1 protein-coding gene is annotated in these 615 nt (G+C 40.3%); it reads left to right on the top strand.

Annotated features, from left to right (window positions below; translation table 11 throughout):
• The coding region (locus ACTHSP_RS21275; RefSeq protein WP_440346915.1) for a transposase at positions 1–580 on the top strand (580 nt) is incomplete at its 5' end.
• Positions 581–615: the final 35 nt, after the last annotated feature.

The following is a 615-nucleotide window of genomic DNA, read 5'->3' as shown; positions in this document are numbered from 1 at the left end:
GCAGGAACTTGAAGAACTCACAAAATATTTAGACTATCTCACAAGACAAAGAGCAACCGAAAAAAACAAACTCCACGGATCACCCGACTACATAACAGCACATATTAAGACAACCATAGACAACCTGACAGCCCAAATTAAAGCCGTAAAGCAACAGATCAAACAATTCTACAAACAACACCCCGAATACGGCCAAAACCGAAAACGCCTGATGACAATAACAGGCATAGGAGAAACCGCCGCTTCTGTTTTGCTCTCCATCTATAAAAAACACGAATTTAAAACATCAAAGCAATTTGTAGCTTTTATCGGCTTAGATCCCAAACAACACGAATCAGGGACAAGCGTAAAAGGCAAAAGCCGCATATCCAAAATAGGCAAGGCCGACACAAGAAAAGCACTTTTTATGCCGGCATTGGTAGCCTATAGAATCAACGCATTCCCAAACCTCATCAACCGTCTGAAGTCAAAAAATAAGCCTCTAAAAGTGATACTGGTAGCTCTAATGCGTAAACTAGCGGTAATAGCGTTTACTCTGTTGAAGATTGGCCAAGATTTCCAAGTTGAAAGATATAAATAAAAAATTAAACCGGGCTTTCCCCGGCGATTTTCAAT

This window comes from Neisseria sp. P0001.S005, from assembly GCF_051963715.1.
The sequence above is the reverse complement of the archived record's forward strand: the minus strand, read 5'-3'. Positions and strand labels throughout refer to the sequence as shown.